12 protein-coding genes are annotated in these 17,331 nt (G+C 70.7%); 8 read left to right on the top strand and 4 right to left on the bottom strand.

All coding sequences use genetic code 11. The annotated features are described in order from the left end of the window. The first annotated feature begins 22 nt into the window (after window positions 1–22). From cobN to BO996_RS27295, 3 genes are all read left to right on the top strand, one after another. Window positions 23–3,853 carry a cobaltochelatase subunit CobN gene (cobN, locus tag BO996_RS27305; protein ID WP_071956856.1) on the top strand — a complete coding sequence of 1,277 codons (3,831 nt, stop codon included), beginning with the start codon at window positions 23–25 and terminating at the stop codon, window positions 3,851–3,853. Next, entirely contained in the window at window positions 3,850–4,998 is a 1,149-nt protein-coding gene (locus tag BO996_RS27300) for an ATP-binding protein (RefSeq protein WP_071956855.1), read from the top strand. The genes cobN and BO996_RS27300 overlap by 4 nt, the downstream gene beginning before the upstream one ends. A gap of 209 nt (window positions 4,999–5,207) precedes the next feature. Next, entirely contained in the window at window positions 5,208–5,669 is a 462-nt protein-coding gene (locus tag BO996_RS27295; RefSeq protein ID WP_082848303.1) for a vWA domain-containing protein, read from the top strand. Window positions 5,670–5,687: 18 nt separating this feature from the next. Here BO996_RS27295 and BO996_RS27290 read toward each other — a convergent pair whose 3' ends face one another. Together BO996_RS27290 and BO996_RS27285 are read right to left on the bottom strand one after the other, a co-directional pair. Then, window positions 5,688–6,761, bottom strand: a complete 1,074-nt coding sequence (locus BO996_RS27290) for an ATP-binding protein (RefSeq protein ID WP_013800609.1) — start codon at window positions 6,759–6,761, stop codon at window positions 5,688–5,690. 34 nt (window positions 6,762–6,795) lie between these two features. Further along, on the bottom strand, window positions 6,796–7,530 hold the full coding sequence (locus BO996_RS27285) for a response regulator (protein ID WP_016448779.1): 735 nt from the start codon (window positions 7,528–7,530) through the stop codon (window positions 6,796–6,798). Between the two features lie 383 nt (window positions 7,531–7,913). Here BO996_RS27285 and BO996_RS27280 point away from each other — a divergent pair, with 383 nt between their 5' ends. Together BO996_RS27280 and BO996_RS27275 are read left to right on the top strand one after the other, a co-directional pair. Continuing rightward, entirely contained in the window at window positions 7,914–11,054 is a 3,141-nt protein-coding gene (locus BO996_RS27280) for an efflux RND transporter permease subunit (protein WP_071956853.1), read from the top strand. A gap of 365 nt (window positions 11,055–11,419) precedes the next feature. After that, window positions 11,420–13,045, top strand: a complete 1,626-nt coding sequence (locus BO996_RS27275; protein WP_071956852.1) for an ABC-F family ATP-binding cassette domain-containing protein — start codon at window positions 11,420–11,422, stop codon at window positions 13,043–13,045. Here BO996_RS27275 and BO996_RS27270 read toward each other — a convergent pair. Further along, window positions 13,042–13,749, bottom strand: a complete 708-nt coding sequence (locus tag BO996_RS27270; RefSeq protein WP_065348165.1) for a Crp/Fnr family transcriptional regulator — start codon at window positions 13,747–13,749, stop codon at window positions 13,042–13,044. The genes BO996_RS27275 and BO996_RS27270 overlap by 4 nt on opposite strands. A 126-nt stretch (window positions 13,750–13,875) precedes the next feature. Between BO996_RS27270 and BO996_RS27265 the strand changes: the two genes are divergently transcribed. The 3 genes from BO996_RS27265 to BO996_RS27255 all read left to right on the top strand — a co-directional run bounded on the left by BO996_RS27265 (window position 13,876) and on the right by BO996_RS27255 (window position 16,477). Then, a complete protein-coding gene (locus BO996_RS27265; protein WP_071956851.1) occupies window positions 13,876–15,537 on the top strand; it encodes an adenylate/guanylate cyclase domain-containing protein in 1,662 nt (553 codons plus the stop codon). 150 nt (window positions 15,538–15,687) lie between these two features. Then, window positions 15,688–16,047 (top strand): DUF4148 domain-containing protein, encoded by a 360-nt coding sequence (locus tag BO996_RS27260; RefSeq protein ID WP_012207534.1) that lies wholly within the window; start codon window positions 15,688–15,690, stop codon window positions 16,045–16,047. After that, the gene (locus BO996_RS27255; RefSeq protein ID WP_227468487.1) at window positions 16,034–16,477 is read left to right on the top strand and encodes a DoxX family protein; all 444 of its coding nucleotides are present in this window, start codon (window positions 16,034–16,036) and stop codon (window positions 16,475–16,477) included. The genes BO996_RS27260 and BO996_RS27255 overlap by 14 nt, the downstream gene beginning before the upstream one ends. A 165-nt stretch (window positions 16,478–16,642) precedes the next feature. Here BO996_RS27255 and BO996_RS27250 read toward each other — a convergent pair whose 3' ends face one another. Then, complete coding sequence (locus BO996_RS27250; protein ID WP_012207532.1) at window positions 16,643–17,317, bottom strand: GntR family transcriptional regulator; 675 nt, start codon at window positions 17,315–17,317, stop codon at window positions 16,643–16,645. Window positions 17,318–17,331 lie beyond the last annotated feature (14 nt).

Below are 17,331 nucleotides of genomic sequence, written 5' to 3'. Positions count from 1 at the left end.
ATTCCGCACTGAAACCTGTTCCATGCACCTGCTGTCCACGCGCCCCGGCGGCTTCGTCGAGGACGAGAGCATCGTCACCCGCCTCGACCAGACGCCGGCCGACATCGTCATCCTGAGCTCGGCCGACACCACGCTGGCCCTGCTGTCCTCGGCCGTGGCCGCGCTGGCCGGGGCGTCGGCGGACTTTCCCTCGGTGCGGCTGGCCAATCTGCTGTACCTGCGCCAGCCGGCCTCGCTGGACCTGTATGTGGACGAGGTGCTGCGCCATGCGCGCGTGGTCATCGTGGACCACCTGGGCTCGGAATCGGCCTGGCCCTACGGCATCGAGCAGATCGGCTCGCTGGCGCGCCGCAAGGGGCAGCGCCTGGCCATGTTCTCGGGTGACCTGCAGGAAGACCCGCACCTGCTGGCGCGCAGCACGCTGCCGGCCGCCGCCTGCCGCCAGCTGTGGCAGTACCTGCGCTCGGGCGGCGCGGCCAATGCGCGCGAATTCCTCAAGGCCACCGTCTACCACGGGCTGGACCGGGGCGATGCGCCGCTGCCGCCGCGCACCCTGCCGCAGGCGGCTGTCCACGTTCCCCCGGCGCTGTTCGCTGCCAGGAGCCATGCCCAGGTCCAGGCCCAGGTCCATGCCCATGAGGTGGCCGGCATCGACGACCTGCAGCGCGCCTGGACGCCGGGCGCGCCCACCGTGGCCCTGGTGTTCTACCGCTCCCACCTGCTGGCGGGCAACACGGCGGCCTTCGACGCCATGGCCCTGTCGCTGCAGCAGCGCGGCATGAACCCGCTGCCCGTGGCGCTGGACTCGCTCAAGGACCCGCTGTGCCTGGCCACGCTGCGCCAGCTCTGCGAAGACCATGCCGTGCAACTGGTGCTCAACACCACGGCGTTCTCGGCGCTGGAATCGGGCACGGCCCTGGCCGGCGATGCGCCCGTGCTGCAGGTCATTGCCAGCGGCGGCAACCGCGAGGACTGGTGGGCCGACAGCCAGGGCCTGCGCCCGCGCGACATCGCCATGCAGGTGGTGCTGCCGGAGATGGATGGCCGCATCATCACGCGCGCCATCAGCTTCAAGGGCCTGTCCCACCGCTGCGCCTTCACCCAGGCCGACGTGGTGGCCTACCAGCCCGAGCCCGACCGCGTGGACTTCGTGGCCGACCTGGCCTGGCGCTGGTGCCGCCTGCGCAGCCTGCCCGCGCGTGACAAGCGCCTGGCCCTGGTGCTGGCCAACTATCCGGGCAGCGAAGGCCGCATCGGCAGCGGCGTGGGGCTGGATACGCCGGCCTCGGTGATAGCCATCCTGCAGCACCTGGCTGCCGAAGGCCATGAGCTGGGCGACCCCGCGCAGCTGCCCGCCGATGGCGAGGCGCTGATGCACACCCTGCAGCAGGGCATTGCCAACGACCCTGCCCAGTGGCCGCTGCGCCCGGCCTGGCAAAGCTATGCGCTGGACGAGTACCTGGCGCGCCTGGCCGCGCTGCCGGACGGCATGGCCGACGCCATCACGGCGCGCTGGGGCGCGCCCGAGGCCGACCCGCTGCTGCGCCAGGGCCGCTTCATGATCGCGGGCCTGCGCCTGGGCCATGTCTTTGTCGGCATACAGCCGGCGCGTGCATTGGTCGGTAAAGGCATGGGCGCGCAGGACTATGCGAGCTACCACGATGCCGAGCTGGTGCCGCCCCACAGCTACCTGGCCTTCTACTTCTGGCTGCGCGACCGCTTTGCCGTGGACGTCATGGTCCACGTGGGCAAGCATGGCAACCTCGAATGGCTGCCGGGCAAGAGCCTGGCGCTGTCGGGCGCGTGCTGGCCCGATGCCATCCTGGGCCCACTGCCGCACCTGTACCCCTTCATCGTCAACGATCCCGGCGAAGGCGCCCAGGCCAAGCGCCGCAGCCAGGCCGTGATCATCGACCACCTGATGCCGCCGCTGACGCGCGCCGAAAACCACGGCCCGCTGCAGGATCTGGAGCGCCTGGTGGACGAGTACTACGACGCCCTGCTGGTCGATGCGCGGCGCGGCGCGCTGCTGCGCCGCCAGATCCTGGACATCGTGCGCCGCCAGCACCTGGACCAGGAGCTGGACCTGGCGCCCGGTGCCGCGCAGGACGACGATGCCGTGCTCGAACGCATAGACGCCTACCTGTGCGAGCTCAAGGAAACCCAGATCCGCGACGGCCTGCATGTCTTCGGCGCCTCGCCGCAAGGGCGCCAGCGCCGCGACACGCTGCTGGCGCTGGCGCGCTTCCCATCGGACGAAGGCCAGGGCCTGATACAGGCGCTGGCCGCCGACCTGCTGGACAGCCCCGGTTTCGACCCGTTGCGCATGGAGCCCGCACGCCCCTGGACCGGCGCGCGCCCCGCCGCACTGCAGGCCGTGAGCGACGAGCCCTGGCGCCATGAGGGCGACACGCGCGAGCGCCTGGAGCTGCTGGCGCAGCAGTTGCTGGAGGGCGAGACCGAAGCCCATGACTGGCCGCAGACCCAGGCCGCGCTGGCGCAGGTGCACGCCGTGCTGGCGCCCGCGCTGGACGCCTGTGGCGGCGAGGAACTGCGCCAGCTGCTGCGCGGGCTGCAGGGCCGCTTCGTGCCGCCCGGGCCCAGCGGATCGCCCTCGCGCGGGCGGCCCGACGTGCTGCCCACGGGGCGCAATTTCTACACGCTGGACACGCGCGCCATTCCCACTCAGGCCGCCTGGGAGCTGGGCCAGCAGGCCACGCTCAGGCTGCTGGAGCGCTATCTGCAGGAGCACGGCGAGTACCCGCGCACCCTGGGCCTGTCGGTCTGGGGCACGGCCACCATGCGCACGGGCGGCGACGACATCGCCCAGGCCTTTGCGCTGATAGGGGTGCGCCCCAAATGGGCGCCCGGCAGCCAGCGCGTGGTGGACTTCGAGGTGGTGCCGCGCGTGGGCATGGGCCGGCCGCGCGTGGATGTCACGCTGCGCATCTCAGGCTTTTTCCGCGACGCCTTTCCCGGCGCCGTGCAGATGTTCGACGCTGCCGTGCAGGCCGTGGCCGCGCTGGACGAGGACGCTGAGGACAACCCCATACGCGCGCGCATCCTGGCCGAGGCCGAGCAACTGCAGGCGCAGGGCATGGACGCCGCGCAGGCCCGCCTGCAGGCCGGCTGGCGCGTGTTCGGCGCGCCGCCCGGCCACTATGGATCGGGCCTGGGCGGACTGTTTCAGAGCGGTGATTGGCAGGGCGATGCCGACCTGGCCCAGGCCTACCTGGGCTGGAGCCAGCACGCCTACGGCCAGGACGCCGAGGGCGTGCCCGCAGGCGATGCGCTGCGCCGCCGCCTGGGCGAGCTCGACGTGGTGGCCCACAACCAGGACAGCCGCGAGCACGACATCCTCGACTCGGGCGACTACTTCCAGTTCCAGGGCGGCATGGCCTCGGCCGTGCGCCACCTCTCGGGCCGCCAGCCCGCGCTCTACCACGGCGACCACGCCAACCCGGCCCAGCCGCGCGTGCGCTCGCTCAAGGAAGAGATTGCGCGCGTGGTGCGCTCGCGCGTCACCAATCCCAAGTGGATGGACGGCGCCAAGCGCCACGGCTACAAGGGCGCCTTCGAGATGGCGGCCACGGTGGACTATCTCTTCGGCTTCGACGCCACCACGCAGCAGGTGGGCGACCACCAGTACGCCCTGGTGGCCGACGCCTATGTGCTGGATGCGGCCACGCGCGACTTTCTCGTGCAGCACAATCCGCAGGCCCTGCGCGACATGCTGGAGCGCCTGCTCGAAGCCATGCAGCGCGGCCTGTGGGAGCAGCCCGGCGACTATCGCCAGCAGCTGGAAGACCTGCTGCTGGAACATGAAAACCATCTCGAAGGATTGCGCGGATGACCGCCTCCCCTGACCTGGGCAGCGGCGCCCAGCCCGCGCTGCCGCCGCTGTTTCCCTTTGCCGCCATTGCCGGCCAGCCCCTGCTGTGCCAGGCGCTGCTGCTGGCCGCCATCGACCCGCAACTGGGCGGCGTGCTGATCGAGGGGCCGCGCGGCACGGCCAAATCCACGGCCGCGCGCGCGCTGGCCGAGCTCATCGATGCCGCGCCCTTCGTCACGCTGCCACTGGGCGCCTCGCTGGAGCATCTGGCCGGCTCGCTGGACCTGGGCCAGGCCATGGCCGGCCATGCGCTCAAATTCGCGCCCGGCCTGCTGGCGCGCGCCCATGGCGGCGTGCTCTATGTGGACGAGATCAACCTGCTGCCCGATGCCCTGGTCGATGTGCTGCTGGATGCGGCTGCCAGCGGCGTCAACGTGGTCGAGCGCGACGGCATCTCGCACCGCCACGCGGCGCGCTTCGTGCTGGTGGGCACCATGAACCCCGAGGAAGGCCAGCTGCGCCCGCAGCTGCTGGACCGCCTGGGCCTGTGCGTGCGCCTGGCCAATGTGGAGGATGCGGCCCAGCGCCAGGCCATCGTGCGCGCGCGGCTGCTGTTCGATGCCGACCCGGCCGCCTTCCGCGCCCGCCATGCAGGCGCCCAAGCCGCTCTGGCCGCGCAGCTGCGCACGGCACGCGAGCGCCTGCAGCCGGCCGGCGCGCTGCCCTGGTCCGACGCGGTGCTGCAGGCCGCAGGCGCGCTGTGCATTGCCGCCCAGGTGGACGGCCTGCGGGCCGACCTGGTGCTGCTGCGCGCCGCCCGTGCCTGGGCCGCCTGGCTGGGCGATGCCGAGGTCAGGCCCGACCATGTGCAGGCCGTGGCCGAGCTGGTGCTGGTGCACCGCCGCAAGCCGGGGGCGCCGCAGCCGCAGCCGCAGCAGCAGCAGCCATCCCCACAGCAAGCGCCATCGAATCCGCCTTCGCAGTCGCCGGCACAAAGCCGGCCGCCTGCAGAATCCACGGCCAACGGCGCAGGCGACAGCCCGCCATCCGAGGCTGACTGGGGCGCCATGCCGCCTGAGCCCGTGGGCCTGCTGCGTGTCGCCGTGCCCTCATTGCTGGCCCGCGAGGCCGCAAAGGCGGGAGCGCCCGCCACAAAAAAAGCCTGAGCCCCCGCGGCCCCGCGCCACAGGCAAGGGCTGCGGGGGCGGGCCAGCAGGCGACCGGCCAGCCCCGGCTGGCCCAGGCGCAAGGCGGGCCGCCCACCGGCAGCTGGGACTGGCCGCGCACGCTGGCCGCACGCGGCGCCCAGGCGCTGGCGCCCGAACATCTGCAGCGCCGCCGCGAGCCGCCGCAGGCCACGCGGCTGCATTGCTTTGTGCTCGATTGCTCGGCCTCCATGGCCGGCAGCGGCGCACTGGCGCGGGCCAAGGGCGTGCTGCTGTCGCTGATGGAAGAGGCCTACCGCCGCCGCGAGCAGGTGGCGCTGATCTGCTTTGCGGGCACGCGCGTGGAATTGCGCCTGCCGCCGCGCAAGGCAGCGGCCTGGAATGACGACTGGATCGCTCCCATTGGCGGGGGCGGCGGCACGCCGCTGCAGGCGGCCGTGGAACAGGCGGGCCAGTTGCTGCAGCGCCATTGCGGCGCAGACGCCTCCTGCCAGGGCTGGCTGTGGCTGCTCACCGACGGCCGCACGCGCGAGCGGCCTGCGCGGCCTGCGGCGGCGCAGGAGGCGGGCATCGTGGACTTTGAATCAGGCCGCGTGCGCCTGGGCCGGGCGGCTGCGCTGGCTGCCGCCTGGGACGCACGCCATGTGCGGGCTGATGATTTCGCAGGCTGATATGCGGCTCTGACGAGATCAGGCCGGCCAGCTCAGCTCGAACAGCGCGCCGCCACGCTCGCCCGGCAGGCACTGCGCCCGCCCGCCGTGGGCCTGGGCAATGGCCTGCACCACGGCCAGGCCCAGTCCGCTGCCGTTGCCTGCACCCACGCTGGCATTCCTTCGGCTGCGGGCGCCTTCACCGCGCTGGAAAGCGTCGAAGATGCGCGGCGCAAGGTCGGCCGCCACGCCGGGGCCGCTGTCTTCCACGCGCACGGTGCACAGGCCGTGGCGCACGCGCGCGGCGACCAGCAGGGGGCCGGGCTGGGCATATTGCATGGCGTTTTCCAGCAGGGCCAGCAGGGCCTGGCGTATGCGCACGGGGTCGCAGACCACGGGCTGGTCATCGAGCTCCATGGCCAGCTGCAGGCCCGCCTGCTCCAGCGCCGGTCCCACGGCCAGGGCCACCGAGCGCACCTCGCCCGCCAGGCAGGTCTGGCGCAGCTGCAATTGCAGATGGCCGTTTTCCTGCAGGCCCAGCAGACGCAGGTCGTCGATCAGGCGCGTCAGCCCCTCGACCTGGGTCATCAGGCTGGCCAGCATGTCCTTGCTGGGCAGGAAGACGCCGTCGGACAGGCCTTGCAGCCGCCCGCTGAGAATGGTCACGGGCGTGCGCAGCTCATGGGCGATGGCCGCGCTCCAGAAGGCGCGCTCCTGCGCCATGCCTTCCAGGCGCCGGGCCAGGCTGTTGAAGTCGTGCACCAGCTGCGCGGCCTCGTGCAGCGCGCTGTCGTCCGTGCTGGCGCGCGCCGACAGGTCGCCCTCGGCCAGCTGGCGCAGGCTGATGGCCACCGAGTCCAGCGAGGGCAGGATGCGCCGCGACAGCCGCGTGGCCACGAAGATGGCGATCAGCATGGCCACCACCAGGGTCAGCAGCACCCAGGCCAGCTCCACGCTGGAGGGCATCCAGCCGTCGGAGACACTGGCCGGGTGAAAGGTCAGCAGCAGCGCATAGAAGGCGTACGAGCCCAGCACGCACAGCACCACCACGGCCAGCGTGACGGCCGACATGGTCAGCACCACCTGCCGGCGCAGGCCGGCCGCTGCGCTCATGACGGCACTCCCCGGCCTGCGGCCTGTGCGGCGCTCATGGGTCCATCCCCAGCCGGTAGCCCACGCTGCGCACGCTGTCGGGCATGCCCTGCAGGCCCAGGCCTTCGAGCTTCTTGCGCAGCTTGCTGATGTGGCTGTCCACGGTGCGCTCCAGCGTGTGGCCTTCGGGCAGGCAGCTCAGCAGCAGCTCGGCGCGGCTGAACACGCGCCGGGGCGAACGCACCAGGCTGGCCAGCAGGTTGAATTCGGTCACGGTGAGTTCGGGCACATGCGTGGCGCCCTGCACCTGCACGCTGACCTCGCGGCTGTCCAGGTCCACGCGAAAGGGGCCGGCCTGCAGCAGCTTGGTATCGCGGAGCCGGCCCTGGCCGCAGCGGCGCAGCACGGCCTGCACGCGCGCCACGACCTCGGCCGCGTTGAAGGGCTTGCCCACGTAGTCGTCCGCGCCAATGCGAAGGCCGATGAGCTTGTCCACGTCCTGGTTGAGTGCGGTGAGCATGATGACGGGCGTGTCGCCGCGCCGGCGGATTTCGGACAGCACCTGCCAGCCGTCGAGGCGTGGCATCTGCACGTCGAGAAGAACGAGATCGGGTTTCAAGTGGTGGTGCAGTTCAAGGGCCTGCTGGCCATCGGCGGCATGCACGGTGCGCAGGTCGCTGCGGGCCAGGTAGGCGCACAGGATGTCTGCGATCTCGGGCTCGTCCTCGGCGACGAGGATGAGCGATGTCGATGGCTGGAAAGGCAAGGGCTGGGCAATGATAGAAGCCATTTTGGGGTCGCGGCGGGGGCTGTGTTCATCTCCATCGTTCTTCCACATTTCCCGGGCCGAAATGCCATCGAAAGAACGCAAGCTGTTTCCCTGTGCCGCCGCAATTGGCCGGCATGCGAAACAAATCCCTGAATATGAAGTCACAGCGGCAATGCCGTATGAGCGGGTGGGAGAGCTGTTAGCTTTGCAGCGGCTCCATGGATGAATGGCCCTGGCGGCAACACGCCGCAGGCCGAAGCCGCACCGGCAGGAGTTTCCTCCATCCCCATGCCTCCTGGCAATCTGGATTTGCATCCGGATGGCCCCTCAGATGTGTCGGCGCCAGGCGCCGTATTTTTTCCGCAGCGCGCCCTGGCGTGCATTGAAAACCAGACCTCGCGTCCATGCCACAGTTCTTCATTCATCGGCCCGTCTTTGCCTGGGTCATCGCGTTGTTTATCGTGCTGCTGGGCGTGCTTGCCATTCCGCAATTGCCGATCTCGCGCTATCCCACGGTGGCGCCACCCACGGTGAGCCTGTATGCCACCTACCCGGGTGCCACGCCCAAGACGCTCAATGACTCCGTGGTCTCGCTGATCGAGCGCGAGCTGTCCAGCGTCCGCCACCTGCTGTACTTCGAGTCCTCGGTGGACACCTCGGGCTCGGCCGAGATCAAGGCCACCTTCAAGCCCGGCACCAACCCCGAGCTGGCCCAGGTGGATGTGCAAAACCGCATCAAGGCCGTGGAGCCGCGCCTGCCGCAGGCCGTGCGCCAGAACGGCCTGCAGGTGGAGTCGGCCACGTCGAGCTTTCTGCTGCTGGTGGGCCTGATCTCGCCGGGCGGCGAGTTCGACGAGCTGGCACTCAATGACTACATGGCGCGCAATGTCGTCGAGGAGCTGCGGCGCATCGAGGGCGTGGGCCGCGTGCAGCTGTTCGGCACCGAGCGCGCCATGCGCGTCTGGGTCGATCCGGCCAAGCTGATCTCCTACGGGCTGTCCATGGGCGACCTCACCCAGGCCATCCAGCAGCAGAACATGCAGATCGCCCCGGGCCGCGTGGGCGATGCGCCCATCGCACCGGGCCAGCGCGTGACCACGCCGCTCACCGTGCAGGGCCAGCTGACCTCGCCCGAGCAGTTCGCGGCCATCGTGCTGCGCGCCCATGCCGACGGCTCCCGCCTGGTGCTGGGCGACGTGGCGCGCGTGGAGCTGGGTGCGCAGTCCTATGCCTTCTCCAACCGTGAGGACGGCAAGCCCGCCACCAGCGCCGCCGTGCAGCTGTCGCCGGGCGCCAATGCCGTGCGCACGGCCGCCGCCGTGCAAAAGCGCATGGCCGAGCTGGCTTCCATCCTGCCGCGGGGCATGGAGCACACCATCTCGTTCAATACCGCGCCCTTCGTCAAGATCTCCATCGAGAAGGTGGTGCAGACCCTGGTCGAGGCCATGGTGCTGGTCTTCCTGGTGATGTACCTGTTCCTGCAGAACCTGCGCTACACGCTGATCCCGGCCATCGTGGCGCCCGTGGCGCTGCTGGGCACCTTCGCCGTGATGCTGGTGGCGGGCTTTTCCATCAACGTGCTGACCATGTTCGGCATGGTGCTGGCCATCGGCATCATCGTGGACGACGCCATCGTCGTGGTCGAGAACGTGGAGCGCCTCATGGCCGAGGAAGGCCTGTCGCCGCGCGATGCCACGCTCAAGGCCATGAAGGAGATCACGGGCGCCATCATCGGCATCACCCTGGTGCTGACGGCAGTGTTCATTCCCATGGCGTTCGCCAGCGGCTCGGTGGGCGTGATCTACCAGCAGTTCACGCTGTCCATGGCCGTGTCCATCCTGTTCTCGGCCTTCCTGGCCCTGAGCCTGACGCCGGCGCTGTGCGCCACCTTGCTCAAGCCGGTGGCGGCAGGCCACCACGAGAAGAAGGGCTTCTTCGGCTGGTTCAACCGCGGCTTCGAGCGGCTGACGAACCGCTACGAGGCCCATGTCACGGGCCTGGTCCGGCGCACGGGCCGCATGATGCTGCTGTTCGCGGCCATCGTGGCCATCCTGGTGTTTGCGCTGCGCCAGCTGCCATCGGCCTTTCTGCCCGAGGAGGACCAGGGCTACTTCATGGCGTCCATCCAGCTGCCGGCCGATGCCACGGCCGAGCGCACGCTGGACGTGGTCAAGCGCTATGAGGAGCATGTGGCGCAGCGCCCCGGCATTGCCTCCAGCATCTCGGTGCTGGGCTTCAGCTTCGCGGGCTCGGGCCCGAACGCGGCCATGGCCTTCACCACGCTCAAGGACTGGGACCAGCGCAACGGCGCCACGGCGGGCGAGGAAGTCTCGCTCGCGCAAAAGGCCATGGAGCATGCGCCCGAGGGCGCCATCATGGTGCTGCAGCCCCCGGCCATCGACGAGCTGGGCACCTCCTCGGGCTTCACCATGTACCTGCAGGACCGCACGGGCCAGGGCCATGCCGCGCTCAAGTCGGCCACCGACCAGTTGCTGGCGCTGGCCGGCAGCAGCAGCGTGCTGGGCTCGGCCTACCAGGACAGCCTGCCTTCGGGCACCAGCGTGCGGCTGGAGATCGACCGCCAAAAGGCCCAGGCCCTGGGCGTGGGCTTTGCCGCCATCAGCGAGACGCTGTCCACGGCCATGGGCTCGCTGTACGTCAACGACTTCCCCAACGCCGGGCGCATGCAGCAGGTCATCGTGCAGGCCGACGCGCCCGCGCGCATGCAGGTCGATGACGTGCTCCGGCTGAATGTGCGCAATGCCTCGGGCGGCATGGTGCCGCTGGCCGAGTTCGCCACGCCAGTGTGGTCGGAGACGCCGCTGCAGCTGGTGCGCTACCAGGGCTTCCTGGCGTCGCGCATCTCGGGCACGCCTGCGCCCGGCACGTCCAGCGGCGCGGCCATGGCCGAGATGGAGCGGCTGGCGGCCCAACTGCCGCCCGGCTTTGCCGTGGCCTGGACCGGCCAGTCGCTGCAGGAGCGCCAGTCGGCCGCGCAGGCGCCGCTGCTCATGGCCCTGTCCATGCTGGTGGTCTTCCTGGTGCTGGCCGCGCTGTACGAGAGCTGGTCCATCCCGCTGTCGGTGATGCTGGTCGTACCCCTGGGCCTGTTGGGCGCGGTGGCGGCCGTGCTGCTGCGCGGCATGCCCAACGATGTGTTCTTCAAGGTGGGGCTGATTACCATCATCGGCCTGTCGGCCAAGAACGCCATCCTGATCGTGGAGTTCGCCAAGCAACTGCGCGAGGAAGGCCAGGACCTGCGCGAGGCCGCCATCAAGGCCGCACGCCTGCGGCTGCGGCCCATCCTCATGACCTCGCTGGCCTTTGCGCTGGGCGTGGTGCCGCTGATGCTGGCATCGGGCGCCAGCGCCGAGACCCAGCACGCCATCGGCACGGGCGTGTTCGGCGGCATGGTCAGCGGCACGGTGCTGGCCGTGTTCTTCGTGCCTGTCTTCTTCGTCTTCGTCCTTGAATGGCAGCGGCGCATCGCCGGGCCGCGCGGCAGCGCGCGCCGGCCGCCGCCTGCTGCCGACCCCGGAACCTGAACCATGCCTCTCTGGATCGCGCTCAACGCCCTGTGCTTTCAGGGCCGCCCGCCGGCACAGTCTTCGAACCCTTGCGCGCCATCGGCGCCTGCAGCCCCTAAGCGGCAGGCCGGGCCCACCGGACCCGAGCCGCCGCGTGCAAACGCAGGTGCGCATGTTGGCCGCCGTGGCGCCGGTGGCGCCCCCTCCGGCACGGCCAGCACGTCCGTCCCATGATTTCTATAATGGCGGCTTCGTTCGCCATTGCAGGAGGTATTCGTCCCATGCGCCATTGATGCTGCCGCTGTCCCAGCGGCCCGCTTTTCCCGACCCTGCCCACCGCACGCGCAATGCATGCAAAGCGGCAAGGAACTGCGTTGGCATCCATGAACTGCGATATGACGAATACCACGATCACGCTCGACGGCGTTTCCTGCGTGCTGCCCGATGGCAGCCCCCTTTTCTCCGATCTTTCCGAGACTCTTGACCACCGCCGCACCGGCCTGGTGGGGCGCAACGGCGTGGGCAAGTCGCGGCTGGCGCGCATCCTGGCCGGGCTGGATGCGCCCTCGCAGGGCCGCTGCCTGCGCTCGGGGCAGGTGCTGTACCTGGCCCAGCGCACGGACTGGCATGACCAGCCTTCGGTGGCGGCGCTGGCCGGGCTGCAGCCCGCGCTGGAGGCGCTGGCGCGCATCGAGGGCGGCAGCTGCGATGCCCGGGACTTCGAGCGGCTGGCCGACCGCTGGGATCTGCGCCAGCGCCTGCAGGCCCAGCTGGAGCTGGCGGGCCTGGGCCATCTGCGTGCCGATACGCCGGGCCACGCCCTCAGCGGCGGCGAGGCCATGCGCGTGGCCCTGGCGGGCGCGCTGCTGTCGGGCGCCGACCATCTGGTGCTGGACGAGCCCAGCAACCACCTGGACCGCGAAAGCCGCCAGGCCCTGGCCGCGCAACTGCAGCGCTGGCCCGGTGGCCTGGTCGTGGTCAGCCATGACCGCAGTCTGCTGCAGGGCATGGAACGCATCGTGGAGCTGTCGCCGCAGGGGCTTCGCAGCTACGGCGGCGGCTACGCCTTCTATGCCGAAGCCAAGGCGCGCGAGATGGCCTCGGCGGTGCAACTGCTGGAGCAGCGCAAGCTGGAGCGCCGCCGCGAAACGCAGCAGCTGCGCGAGCAGCAGGAGCGCCAGCAGCGCCGCGAGGCACGCGGCCGCCGCCAGGGCCAGGAGGCCAACCAGGCGCGCATTCTGCTGGACCGGCAAAAGGAGCGCAGCGAGGCGTCGGCCGGCCGCCTGCGCCGCCAGCATGCAGACACGCGCGAGGCGCTGGACCAGCGCGTGCGCGAGGCGGCGCGCCAGATCGACCTGCAGGCCGGCATCCGCATGCAGGCGCCGCCACCGGCCGGTGCTCCCTGCGACGTGGTGGCGCTGCTGGACGATGTGCTGCTGCCGTTTTCGTTTTCCACGGGGCCGCGCCTGAACCTGTCTCTGTACGGTGGCCAGCGCCTGGCCGTGACCGGTCCCAACGGCTGCGGCAAGACGCGCCTGCTCGATGTGCTGTCGGGCCGCCTTGCGCCCCAGGCGGGCGAGGTGCGCCGCATGCAGGCCTGTGCCTACCTGGACCAGCGCCTGTCCCTGTTGCAGCCCGGGCGCACGGTGATGGAGCAGTTGCAGGACGCCTGCCCCGGCACCCCCGTGGATGTGTTGCGCACGCGCCTGGCCTGGCTCGGGCTGGCGGCCCGGCAGGTGGAGCAGCCTGCGGGCCGGCTCAGCGGCGGCGAGCAGCTCAAGGCTGCCCTGGCCTGCGCGCTGCATGCCGAGCCGCCCGCGCCCCTGCTCCTGCTGGACGAGCCCTGCAACCACCTGGACCTTCCTTCCCTGCAGGCGCTGGAGGGCATGCTGCGCGGCTACGCCGGCACGCTGGTCGTGGTCTCGCATGACGAGGATTTTCTGCAGGCCATCGGGCTGACCGACCGCCTGGTGTGGTCGCCGCAGGGCTGGCGAATGGAGTCCGCCTAGCTTTCCTGCGCTATCAGCGCCTGCAGTGCGCGCACATCGGTCACCAGCAGCGCCTGGCGCCCCTCCTTGCGCAGCAGGCCGCGCCGGGTGAGGGCGCCCAGCTCGCGCGTGACCTGCTCGCGGTTGGTGCTGATCTTGCTGGCCAGCACCGAGTGCGAAGGCACGGGGCAGATGAGGGCCGTGTGCTCGGGCGAGACGCCCGCCTCCCGCGCCAGGCGCAGCAGCTCCATGTGCAGGCGCGTGGGCACGCCGAGGGTGCTCAGTTCCATGACGCGGTCCGTCAGCCGGCGCACCAGGCCGGCCAGGCCCTCCATCATGCGCAGGGCGATGGCGGGCTCGCGCGCCAGCAGGGCCAGGAAGTCCTGGCGCGAGAGGCTGGCCAGCAGCGAAGACTCCAGGGTGACCACATCGGTGGAGCGGGCCTGGCCGTCAATGGCCGCCAGGTCGCCGAAGTGCTCGCCGGGCCCGTAGTCGCGGAAGCTGACCTCGCGCCCGCCCGGCGAGTAGGTGGTGATGCGCACGCGCCCGCTGACCAGGAAGAACACGTCGCTGCCCGTGGAGCAGCGGCTGAACACGGGCTGGCGGGCCTGCAGCGGGCGCCATTCGCAGTCGGCGGCGATGCGGTCCAGGCTGGCGCTGCCCAGGCCCTCGAACAGGGCGATGCCGCGCAGGGCGAAACTGGAGGGCTGGGTGGGGTGGGCCATGGAACCAATAGCGGGCGTAAGGTACAAAGATTCTGGATCGGCCAGGCCCGGCCTAAGTTCCTTCAAGCTGCCGTTCTTCCGGTCTTCTCCTGTCTTCTTCCGCCGTCGGGCGCATCATCGCTTTCCATGGCCCGTGTCCCTCATCCGGCTTTGCCGGCTCTGCCGTCCCTGCGCAGCCTCCACTGGTCCACCGGCCTGGTGCTGTGGACCTATGCGGCGCTGCACCTGTCCAATCACGCCCTGGGCCTGGTCTCGCTGGGCACGGCCGAGGCCGTGCGCGAGGGGGTCCACGGCGTGTGGCGATCCCTGCCCGGCAGTCTGCTGCTCTACGGCGCGCTGGCCGTGCACATGGGGCTGGCGCTGCAGGCGCTGGCGCGGCGGCGCAGCCTGCGCATGCCGGCGCTGGAGGCCGTGCGGCTGCTGCTGGGACTGGGCCTGCCGCTGCTGCTGGCCCTGCACGTGCCGGCCACGCGGCTGGCGCAGGAGGCCTGGGGCGTGGACCCCTCGTATGCGCGCATCGTGCGTTCTTCCTGGAATCCGTCCAGCATGTCCATCCAGCTGCTGCTGATGACGGCCGCCTGGACCCATGGCTGCATGGGCCTGCACATGGCCCTGCGTGCGCGCGGCTGGTGGCGGCGCTGGCAGCCGCTGCTGCTCACGGCCGCCGTGCTGCTGCCCGTGCTGGCGGCGCTGGGCATCGTCTCCATGGCGCGCGAGATCGCGGCGGCCGGCCTGCCAGCGCCGGCCGGCCCCTCGTCCGAGGCATCGCAGTGGCTGCGCGCGCTGACGACCGGGCTGCGCCAGGGCTGGCTGGCCTGCCTGGCCGCGCTGCTGGCCGGCCCCTGGCTGTGGCGGCGCATGCGTCTGCGCGGCGCCCGCCAGGTGCTGCTGCACTATCCGGGCCGCACCGTGCAGGTGGCCCAGGGCATGAGCGTGCTCGAAGCCAGCCGCGAGCATGGCATTGCCCATTTGTCGCTGTGCGGCGGCAGGGCGCGCTGCTCCACCTGCCGGGTGCGCGTGTCCGGCCCGGCGGCCCACCTGCCTGCGCCGGGGCGGGACGAGCGCCTCACGCTGGAGCGCGTGGGCGCGCCGCAGGACGTGCGGCTGGCCTGCCAGTTGCGGCCCACGGGCGATGTGCAGGTGGCGCCGCTGTTCCGCTCGCCGGCAGCCGCCCAGGCCGGGCGAGGTGACGGGCAGCGCGAGGTCCGCGAAGTGCGCGCGGTGGCCATCCTGTTCGTGGACCTGCGCCGCTGGTCGGGCCTGGCCGAGCGGCAATGGCCCGTGGACCTGTCCTGGGTGCTGGACCAGTATTTCGAGCGCGTGGGCCAGGCCGTGCACGACAGCGGCGGCATGGCCAACCAGTTCATCGGCGACAGCGTGATGGCCATCTTCGGGCTGGATACCGACCTGGACACGGCCTGCCGCCAGGCCGTGCAGGCCAGCGCCCTCATCGACCGGCGCATGCAGGAATGGAGCCACACCTTCGAGGCGCAGTTCGGCCAGCCGGTGGATTTCGGCATGGGCCTGCATGCGGGGCGCGCCGCCGTGGGGCGCGTGGGCTTCGAGCACACCACCACCTTCACGGCCGTGGGCGAGGTGGTCAACACGGCCAGCCGCCTGCAGGAATACACCAAGAGCGCCCGGGCGCGGCTGGTGCTGTCGCTGGAGGTGGCGCGCCGCGCGGGCGTGGCCGATGGCCTGGGCGAAGTCCGGCAGGTGCAGGTGCGCGGGCGCTCCGAGCCCCTGCAGGCTCTGCATGTGGCGCGGCCCGGCCTGCAGTGGCCCTGAGCGTGGATGGTGGACGTGGACGGTGAGCGCGGGAACCGGAGAGTTTGCGCAAAGCTGTGCGTTTAGGCACTGACGCGCAGGCGGGCGAAGACGAGACTGCAGCCATGCAGAACGCAATCACGCGCTGCAGGATTTGACAAAGGATTCGCCATGAAGCACGCAAAGACCCTCTTCGCCATCGTTTCCCTTTCCTCCGCCTTGTGGTCGGGCATGGCCTCGGCCGCACCGGCCGCCACGGTATCTGCAGAAACCTGGTTCGGCGCCGAGCCCGTCGCCTCCGGCCCCGCGCTGTCGCGCGCCGAGGTTCAGGCCGACCTGGCCCTGTGGAACCGCGCCGGCCTCAACGTCTACCGCGAGTCCGACGTGAACCACTGGGATGCCGACTACCAGCAGCGCCTGGCCCAGTACCAGCGCATGCGCAGCGGCCCCGAGTACCTGGCCGAAGTGCAGCGCCTGGGCGGCTCGGTGAAGGCGGCCGAAGGCCAGGGTTCCGGCCGTGTCCCGGGCTGATGCGATGACGCGCGCCGCCACGCATCGCGCTGCCCACGCCGCAGCATCGCCCTGGGCCGACTTCGCACCGCTGCTGGCCCGGGTGCTGCTGAGCCTGCTGTTCATCTACAGCGGCATCGGCAAGCTGATGGGGCCGGAGGGCACCATGGCCTATATCGCCAAGGCGGGCCTGCCGCTGCCCATGCTGTCGTATGCCATGGCGCTGGTGGTGGAGCTGGGCGTGGCCACGGCCCTGCTGCTGGGCTGGCGCACCCGCGAGGCCGCGGCCGTGATGGCCGTGTTCAGCGTCATGTCGGCGCTGATGTTCCACAACCAGTTCGGCGACAAGGGCCAGCTGGTGCAGTTCCTGAAGAACCTGGCGATCGCCGGCGGATTCGTGCAACTGATGCTGGCGCCCGTGGCGCGCTGGAGCCTGGACGCACGGCGTTGAATGCGAGCCAGTGTTGTGCACTGAACACTGCCAATGAAACCGGCGCTGCCCAAAGCCGGGGACACCGAGGTAGGGCCGCCCCGACCCGAGGGTGTCGTCCCCCTCCCTCGCGAAGCGAGTAGAGAGGGGGAAGCGGCGTCAGCCGCTCAGGGGGTGCCGCCTGTTTCACACCTTGATGCCCTTCTCAGCCAGGCGTCGGGCGTAGGCGGCCAGGATCAGCCGCTCCGAATGCACCAGGTAGTCATTGAGCGCGGCAGCGGCCTCGGCCGGCTTGCCGTCCTCGAATTGCTGCAGGATGCGCGCATTCATGTCCACATAGGGGGCATGCAGGAAGTGCGGGTCGCGCAGCAGGCCGAAGGCCAGCCGCAGCTCGGCCAGCAGGTGCTCGAACATGGTGTCCAGGCGCTCGCTGTCGGCCAGCTGCACCACGGCCTTGTGGAAACTCATGTTGGCCGTGCCCACGCCCGACCAGTCCTGGGCCTCGCGGTGGCGCTGCGCTGCCTCCACGGCTTCGCGCATCAGGCTGCGAGCCGGGTGCATGGGATAGGCCTGGGCCAGCGCCTGGCACTCCACCATGCGGCGCACGCGGTAGATGTCGATGATGGAGGCGATGCTGGGCGCCGCCACCGACACGCCCTTGTTGGGCTCGTGCACCAGCAGCCCCTCCTTGGTCAGCAGCCGGAAGGCCTCGCGCAGCGTGTTGCGCGAGATCTGCAGGCTTTCGCTGAGTGAGGCCTCCGACAGCTTTTGCCCGGGCTCCCAGGCACCATCGATGAGCTTGCTGCGCAGCTGCTCGGTCACGCGGTCGGTCAGGTTGAGGATATCGGTGCTGCGGGTCATGGTGATGGGGGATG

The sequence above is a fragment of the Delftia sp. HK171 genome, from assembly GCF_001886655.1.
GTDB lineage: Bacteria > Pseudomonadota > Gammaproteobacteria > Burkholderiales > Burkholderiaceae_C > Comamonas > Comamonas acidovorans.
Note: the sequence above shows the minus strand (reverse complement) of the source record. Positions and strands in the feature narration are given on the sequence as shown.